Here is a 7799-nt window from a genome sequence, read left to right as displayed (position 1 = left end):
CCGGGGCGGGGGCGGGGCCCGGGTGGGCCCGTGGGGCGCGCCGGGGCGGGGGGGGGGGGGCCCCCCCCCCCCCCCCCCCCCCCCCGCGGGGGGGGGGGGGGGGGGGGGGGGGCGCGGGCCCCCCACCCCGGACATTCCAGACGACCCTGATACCAGACATCTGGCCGAGGAGGCTCCTCTCGTGACCGCCCGTTCGTCGTCCCGCCGCCCATCGCAAGAATCCGCGCCCGCCCGTGGCACGGCCGTCCGGGGCACACCTTCGGAGGCAACCGCCGGCCGGTCCGGTGTCCCGGCGACCTTCCTGCCGGGGCGTGATGAGCCTGCCGGGCCCGGCGGGACCGCTTCCCCTGGAGAGACCGGACGGTCCGGTGACCCGAGCGGGACCGGCGAGCGGCCGCCGCACCAGCGCGACCGCGGCGAGCCGCTGCCGGAGCCGAGCGGCGGGAGCCGGGGCGTGCGGACCGCACCGCCGATGGACCCCGGGGACCGGGACCGGCTGCTGTCCGGCGCGCACCACGATCCGCACGGGCTGCTCGGCGCGCACCCGGTGCGCGGCGGGGTGCTCTTCCGGGTGCTGCGCCCGTACGCGCGGGCCGTCACCGTCCTTGCCAAGGGCCTGCGCGCCGACCTGCACGACGAGGGCGACGGCTTGTTCGGGGGCGTCATCCCGCTCTCCGCGATCCCGGAGTACGAGCTGCTGGTCTCGTACGAGGACAACACCGTGACCGTGCACGACCCGTACCGTTTCCTGCCCGCCCTCGGGGAACTGGACCTGTACCTGTTCGGCGAGGGCCGCCACGAGGAGCTGTGGCAGGCGATGGGCGCGTGGCCGATGGTGCACCAAGAGGTGACCGGGACGCGCTTCACCGTCTGGGCGCCGAACGCCCGGGGCGTACGCGTCGTCGGCAACTTCAACTACTGGGACGGCACCGGCTTTCCCATGCGCTCGCTGGGGTCGTCCGGGGTGTGGGAGCTGTTCCTGCCGGAGCTCGGCGAGGGCGAGCTGTACAAGTTCGAGATCACCCGGCCGGACGGGACGCGGACGCTGCGCGCGGACCCGATGGCCCGCCGTACGGAGTGCCCGCCCGCCAACGCCTCGGTCGTGCAGGCCTCGCACCACCGGTGGCAGGACGCGGCGTGGATGGAGCGGCGCGCCGACCGCCCGGCGCACGCGGCGCCGTTCTCCGTCTACGAGGTGCACCTCGGCTCGTGGCGGCCTGGCCTGACCTACCGCCAGCTGGCCCAGCAGCTGCCCGCCTACGTCAAGGACCTGGGCTTCACCCACGTCGAGCTGATGCCGGTCGCCGAGCACCCCTTCGGCGGCTCCTGGGGCTACCAGGTCACCGGCTTCTACGCGCCGACCGCCAGGATGGGCACCCCCGACGACTTCAAGTACCTGGTCGACGCGCTGCACCGGGCCGGGATCGGCGTCCTGATGGACTGGGTGCCGGCGCACTTCCCGCGGGACGACTGGGCGCTGGCGGAGTTCGACGGGCGGCCGCTGTACGAGCACGAGGACCCGGCGCGGGCCGCGCACCCCGACTGGGGCACCCTCGAATTCGACTACGGCCGCGCCGAGGTGCGCAACTTCCTGGTCGCCAACGCGGTCTACTGGTGCGAGGAGTTCCACATCGACGGGCTGCGGGTGGACGCCGTCGCCTCCATGCTCTACCTCGACTACTCCCGCGAGAGCGGCGAGTGGACGCCCAACGAGCACGGCGGGCGGGAGAACCTGGACGCGGTGGCCTTCCTCCAGGAGATGAACGCGACCGTCTACCGGCGCTGCCCCGGCGTCGTCACCGTCGCCGAGGAGTCCACGGCCTGGGACGGCGTCACCCGCGCCACCCACCACGCGGGGCCCGGCGGTTTCGGCGGGCTCGGCTTCGGGCTGAAGTGGAACATGGGGTGGATGCACGACTCGCTGGGCTACGTGAGCAAGGAGCCGGTGCACCGCAAGTACCACCACAACGAGATGACGTTCTCGATGGTGTACGCGTACTCGGAGAACTACGTCCTGCCCATCTCGCACGACGAGGTGGTGCACGGCAAGCGCTCGCTGGTCTCCAAGATGCCCGGCGACTGGTGGCAGCAGCGGGCCACGCAGCGGGCGTACCTGGGGTTCATGTGGGCGCACCCGGGCAAGCAGCTGCTGTTCATGGGGCAGGAGTTCGCCCAGGGGGCGGAGTGGGCGGAGGGGCACGGGCCCGACTGGTGGCTGCTGGACCCGTCGTACTCGGCCGAGCCGGACCACCGGGGCGTACGGGACCTGGTCCGCGACCTGAACCGCCACTACGCGGACACGCCCGCGCTGTGGGAGCAGGACACCCTGCCGGAGGGCTTCTCCTGGATCGACGGCGGCGCCAGCGAGGACAACGTCTTCGCGTTCCTGCGCTACGGCACCGACGGCACCCCGCTCCTGGCCGTCTCGAACTTCTCGCCGGTGGTACGGCACGCGTATCCCCTCGGCGTACCGGAGGACGTCGCGGCCTGGCGGGAGGTCCTGAACACGGACGAGGCGCGGTACGGCGGCAGCGGGGTGGGCAACCCGGAGCCGCTGGTATCCGACGCGTCCGTTCCGTGGCACGGGCGGCCCGCGTCCGTCACGCCGGTGCTGCCGCCGCTGGCCACCGTCTGGCTGCGGCCGGTGTGACGGCACGGGGCCCTTCCGGGCCGGGGCCTTCCCGCCCCGGCCCCGCCCCGTTCAGCCGCCCATGGCCCGCTTCCAGCCGTCCAGGAAGGGCGCCTCGGCCGGGTCCGGGCGGTCGGACGCGTTCATGACACGGTGCCAGTACGGGTAGTAGGCGGGCAGCTGGGACAGCTCCGTGAGCCGGTCCGTCTCGGCTGCGGTGAGGGTGAGGTCGGCGGCGGCGAGGTTGTCGCGCAGCTGCTCCTCGTTGCGGGCGCCGATGACCAGGCCGGTGACGCCGGGGCGGCCGAGCAGCCAGGCGAGCACCACGCGCGGGACGGAGGTGCCGTGGGCCTCGGCGATACCGGCCAGGCACTCGATGATGTCGTAGGCCCGTTCCCTGTCGACCACGTGCGGCTCGGGCCAGTCGGTGCCCTGCCGGGTGGTGGACGGCACCTGCCGTCCACGCCGCACCTTGCCGCTGAGCAGCCCCTCCCCCAGCGGGCTCCAGACCAGGGTGCCCAGGCCCTGGTCCAGGGCGGCCGGGATGATCTCGTACTCCGCCTCGCGGGCCTCGGGCGTGTAGTAGACCTGCTGGGCCACGGGCGCGACCAGGCGGTGCAGCTTCGCCGTGTACAGCGTCTTGGTGATCTGCCAGCCGTTGAAGTTCGAGATGCCGACGTAGCGGACCTTGCCGTCGGCGACGAGCCGGTCCAGCGCGGTCAGCGTCTCCTCGACAGGCGTCTGGCCGTCCCACTGGTGCAGGTAGAGCAGGTCCAGGTGGTCGGTCTGGAGCCGGCGCAGGCTGCGCTCGACCTCGCGCAGGACGCTGTACGCCGACGCGCCGCCCTCGTTGGGCCCTTCGCCCACCTGCATCCGCACCTTCGAGGCGAGCAGCACGTCGTCGCGCCGGCCGCGCAGCGCCTCGCCGGTGATCTCCTCGGCCTGCCCGAAGGAGTACATGTTCGCGGTGTCGATCATGTTCACGCCGGCGTCCAGCGCGATGTCGAACAGCCGGCGGGCCTCGTCGGCGCCGAGCCCGCCGATCTGGGCGAACTGCTCGCGCGCGCCCACGTTCAAAGTGCCGAGCACGAGCCGGGACACCTTCAGGCCCGACTGCCCGAGAGTGCGGTACTCCACGGATTCTCCTCGGTCGCTGGTGTTGCTGACGCTCCGCGGTCAACCGTAGGTGCCGGGCCGGTAGGCCGCACGGCGGGCGGTCAGCCCGCGTGCCCCGTCAGCTCCGTACGCAGCCTGGCCAGGACCGCCCGCCACTCCCGCCCGCCGTCGCCCGACTCGTCCCACAGCTCGGCCAGTTCCGAATCCGGCGCGAGGACCCGGTCCAGGGCGTGGACCGCGAGCACGGCGAGCTGGGGCGGCGGCGCGGGGACCGCCAGCTCCGGGCCGTACGCGGGGTCCGCCGGGGACGCGCTACCGGCCCGGGCGGCAGCGGTCAGGGCCGCGGCGGCCACCGCCATCCCGCCTTGCGGGGCCTCCAGGTAGTCCCGTTCGGCGGCGGCCGTGGACAGCACGCCGCGTATCGCGCCGAGCCGCCGGTCCACCGACATGGCGGCCAGCTCGTCCAGGAAATCCGCCGCCGCGTCACCGTCGAACGGCCCCGTACCCCGCGTCCCCATCAGCTTCCGCCCCTCGCTCGTTCCCACCCCGAAAACGCCCGCACCACCACCGGGCCAACTGCATCGTGGCACCTGCCACTGACAACCGGCCCGGCGGCGTGGTGCGGGGTTCGCAGGCGTGGCTCAGTCGCGTGTGGACGCGCTGCCGCTCCCTGCCGCGACCGGCTCGCGGGCGGCCGCGGGTGCGGTGTCCGGCTCCTGTGTACGGCGGCGCGGCAGCAGCACGGCGACCAGCACCGTCCCCACGCCGAGCACCACCGCGCCGACCACGCTGGTGTGCGCGACCGCGTCGGAGAACGCCCCGCGCACCGCGTCCGCGACCGCCTGGGCCTGCTGGAGGCCGAGCACCTGCGCCTTCTCCGGGCCGACCTTGGGCGCCGCGCCCTGTGCGACCTGCTTGCCGACCTCCTTGGCGACCGCCAGTCCGGCGCCCACCGAGTCCTGCGCGGTGGACAGGGCGCTGCCCGGCAGCTTGGGGCCGCCGTGCGCGGCCGCCGACGCCGCGGCGTCGGACAGCTTGGCGGAGTAGGTGTTCGCCAGGACGGAGCCCAGGATGGCGATGCCGAGCGAGCCGCCCAGTTCGATGGAGGTGTCGTTGACCGCGCCGCCGACGCCGAGCTGGTCCTCGGGGAAGGCGCCCATGATGGCGTCCGTGCACGGTGACAGGGACAGGCCGATGGCCAGGCCCAGGACGATGAGCGGGGCGAGGAAGTCCCCGTACGAGGAACCGGCGTCCACGCGGGTGAGCAGGGCGAGGGCGACGGTGCCGCCGATCATGCCGGTGGTCACGGTGATCTTCATGCCCAGCCGCGGCGTCAGGAAGCCGGTCAGCGCGGCGCCCACGAAGACCGCGCCGGCCAGCGGCAGCATCCGTATGCCGGTGTCCAGCGGGGAGTAGCCGAGGACGAACTGGAGGTGCTGGGTGAGGTAGTAGAACGCGCCGAAGACGGCGAGGAAGAAGAGGGCGACGGCGAGGTTGGAGCCGGCGAATCCGCGGTGTGCGAAACGGCGTACGTCCAGGACCGGGCGCGGGTGGCGCAGCTCCCAGACGACGAACAGGACCAGTCCGACGCCGGCGAGGACGGCGGCGCCGACGGCGCGGGCGTCCCAGCCGAAGTGCGGGCCCTGGATGAGCATGTAGATCAGCGAACCGACCCAGACGACGGACAGCAGACCGCCGACGTAGTCGAGGCGGTCGCCGTGGCCCGCCTTGGACGCCGGGACGACCAGCAGCGAACCGATGATGCCGAGCGCGGCGACCGGCACGTTGATCAGGAACGACGAGGACCAGCCGTGGTTCTCCAGGAGCGCGCCGGCGACGAGCGGGCCGACGGCGATGGCGAGTCCGGCGGTCGCGGTCCAGATGGTGATGGCCAGGGCGCGTTCCTTGCGCGGGAAGGTGGCGGCCAGCAGCGACAGCGTCGCGGGCATGATCATGGCCGCGCCCACGCCCATCACGGCACGCGCCGCGATGACGCCGCCGGAGCTGTCCACCAGGGCGCCCGCGACCGATCCGCCGGCGAAGACCAGCAGACCGAGGACGAGGGCGCCGCGGCGGCTGTACTTGTCGCCGACGGCGCCGAGCATCAGCATCAGGGCGGCGTACGGGACGGTGTAGCCGTCGATGACCCACTGCAGGTCGGAACTGCTCAGGCCCAGGTCGGCGGTCATGTCGGGAGCCGCAACGGTGAGCGAGGTGTTCGCCATCACGATGATCAGCAGGCTGAGGCACAGTACGCCCAGTGCCCACCAGCGCTTCGTATAGGGCCGGTCCCTGTCCTGGTCCGGCCGGGTCTCCTTCAGAGACACCCGATTCACCCCTGACGTGTCGAACGGTCTCGATGGCGCACGGCCGCGCGCCATCTTGCACACGGATGTGCAATTACACAGCGGTGTGCAATTTACGTCGCTGCACAGCCGTGTGCAAAATGAGGGAGGAGCGGGACCGTGACCGCACGCGTCCGCCGACCGAGGAGCCGCAGCGCCATGACCGCACTCACCAGCCGGGCCCACGCCAACCGCCGCCGGATCATGGACATCGCGCTGGCCGAACTGCTGCGGCACCCGGACGCGAGCATGGACCAGATCGCCCGCGCCGCCGGAGTGGTGCGGCGCACCGTCTACGGGCACTTCCCGAGCCGCGAGGCACTGATCACCGCGCTGACCGACGCCGCCGTCGAGGACGTCACGACCGCCTTCACCGCCGGGACGGCCGACCCCTGCGAACCCGCCGACGTGGCCCTCGCACGCGCCACCCTCGCCACGTGGACGTGCGCCGACCGCTACCGGCTGCTGGTGTCGCTCGCCCAGTCCAGCGTCACGGACGCGGGCATCCGGGCCCGCCTGGAGCCGGTGCGGCGCCGCGCGACGACCATCCTGACGCGCGGCCTGGAGGCCGGACTGTTCCGCTCGCCGCTCACGCCCCGGGCGCTCGCGCACGTACACGAACACACGCTGTTCGGGCTGATGCAAGCGGTCAACGAAGGCGACCTGCGGGCCGAGGTGGCGGGGCACGCGGCGGCCGAGACGGTGCTCGCCGCGTCGGGCGTGCCGGCGGACCGGGTGGCGGAGGCGGTACGGGCGGCGGAGGCGTCGCCGACGGCGGCGGACTGACGGGGCGGGCGCGTCCCACGGCACGCGCACGCATACGGAAGGGGCTCCCGGACGACCGTGGTGGCCGTCCGGGAGCCCCGGCTGTGTTCCTGGCTCAGGCCAGCCGTTCAGCTCAGAAGATGCGGACGATGTCCCTGGTCCAGGCACCGTCGCCGATCTTCACGGGGTCGCCGTGGTCCGTCCGGTTGCCCGGGTAGAAGCGCAGGATCCCGGAGCCGTTGTCGCCGCCGGGCAGGGTGGCCCAGAAGTCCGGCGCCTCCTGGCCCGCGGTGGGCACGAACTGGCGGTAGCCCTTGCCCGTGTCGACGACCTTGCCCTGGGCGTTGCCGGCGGACGCGAGGGCGGGGACCCCGTCCAGGTCCCAGCCGGCGTTGCCGTAGACGATGGACTTGCCGACCGTGGTGTAGCGGTTGCCGCCCTTGGGGTCGGCCACCCGCGCGCCCGTGAACAGCGCCAGCTTCCCGTAGTCCGGACTGTTGTGGTCCGCCCGGGGCGTAAGACGCGCGAGGATGTCGGGCACGCCGTCACCGGTCACGTCACCGGGCACCGTGGACTCGACGAGACCGTCTCCGGACTTCCCCGCGAGCTTGCCCGGCTTGAGCTTGTACGTGCCCGTCTCGGCGGCCAGCGGGCCTTCGGCCGTTCCGCTGTACACCACCATGTCCGGGCCTTCGGCGACCATGAGGTCGGCTCCGGGCGCGCCGTCCGCGTCCCCCGGAGCGAGTATCTGGTGGACGTTCTTCCAACTGCCGGGCACGTTCCAGCGCTGCGCGGCGCCGTCGTTGCAGTCGAAGACCGTCAGGCGGGTGCCGTCGGCGGTGTTGGCTTCCGGCAGGTCGAGGCAGCGGCCCGAGGCCGGGTTGTACAGGGACCCGTTACCGCGGTCCAGCCACTCCTGCCCGCGCCCGCCGTTGCAGTCGAAG

General features: G+C 73.2%; 6 protein-coding genes. 2 read left to right on the top strand and 4 right to left on the bottom strand.

What is annotated here, in order from left to right:
* The first annotated feature begins 472 nt into the window (after positions 1-472).
* On the top strand, positions 473-2650 hold the full coding sequence (gene glgB, locus ACH4K4_RS21435; RefSeq protein ID WP_398169606.1) for a 1,4-alpha-glucan branching enzyme: 2178 nt from the start codon (positions 473-475) through the stop codon (positions 2648-2650).
* 51 nt (positions 2651-2701) lie between these two features.
* Here glgB and ACH4K4_RS21430 read toward each other — a convergent pair whose 3' ends face one another.
* From ACH4K4_RS21430 to ACH4K4_RS21420, 3 genes are all read right to left on the bottom strand, one after another.
* Positions 2702-3766 carry an aldo/keto reductase gene (locus tag ACH4K4_RS21430; RefSeq protein WP_398169225.1) on the bottom strand — a complete coding sequence of 355 codons (1065 nt, stop codon included), beginning with the start codon at positions 3764-3766 and terminating at the stop codon, positions 2702-2704.
* 80 nt (positions 3767-3846) lie between these two features.
* The gene (locus ACH4K4_RS21425; RefSeq protein ID WP_398169223.1) at positions 3847-4263 is read right to left on the bottom strand and encodes a DUF4259 domain-containing protein; all 417 of its coding nucleotides are present in this window, start codon (positions 4261-4263) and stop codon (positions 3847-3849) included.
* Positions 4264-4386: 123 nt separating this feature from the next.
* Positions 4387-6072 (bottom strand): MFS transporter, encoded by a 1686-nt coding sequence (locus tag ACH4K4_RS21420; protein ID WP_398169222.1) that lies wholly within the window; start codon positions 6070-6072, stop codon positions 4387-4389.
* A gap of 177 nt (positions 6073-6249) precedes the next feature.
* Here ACH4K4_RS21420 and ACH4K4_RS21415 point away from each other — a divergent pair, with 177 nt between their 5' ends.
* Entirely contained in the window at positions 6250-6876 is a 627-nt protein-coding gene (locus ACH4K4_RS21415; protein ID WP_398169221.1) for a TetR/AcrR family transcriptional regulator, read from the top strand.
* A 112-nt stretch (positions 6877-6988) separates the two neighbouring features.
* Here ACH4K4_RS21415 and ACH4K4_RS21410 read toward each other — a convergent pair.
* Positions 6989-7799 (bottom strand): ricin-type beta-trefoil lectin domain protein (locus tag ACH4K4_RS21410; protein ID WP_398169219.1); only part of this gene is annotated, 811 nt, incomplete at its 5' end.

Source organism: Streptomyces sp. NPDC017529, assembly GCF_044329785.1.
Classification (GTDB): Bacteria; Actinomycetota; Actinomycetes; order Streptomycetales; family Streptomycetaceae; genus Streptomyces.
Note: the sequence above shows the minus strand (reverse complement) of the source record. Positions and strands in the feature narration are given on the sequence as shown.

Bases quoted from the DNA above. Each gene is read 5' to 3' on its own strand.
- ACH4K4_RS21425 (WP_398169223.1), bottom strand. From the start codon at position 4,263: ATGGGGACGCGGGGTACGGGGCCGTTCGACGGTGACGCGGCGGCGGAT.
- glgB (WP_398169606.1), top strand. From the start codon at position 473: ATGGACCCCGGGGACCGGGACCGGCTGCTGTCCGGCGCGCACCACGAT.
- ACH4K4_RS21415 (WP_398169221.1), top strand. From the start codon at position 6,250: ATGACCGCACTCACCAGCCGGGCCCACGCCAACCGCCGCCGGATCATG.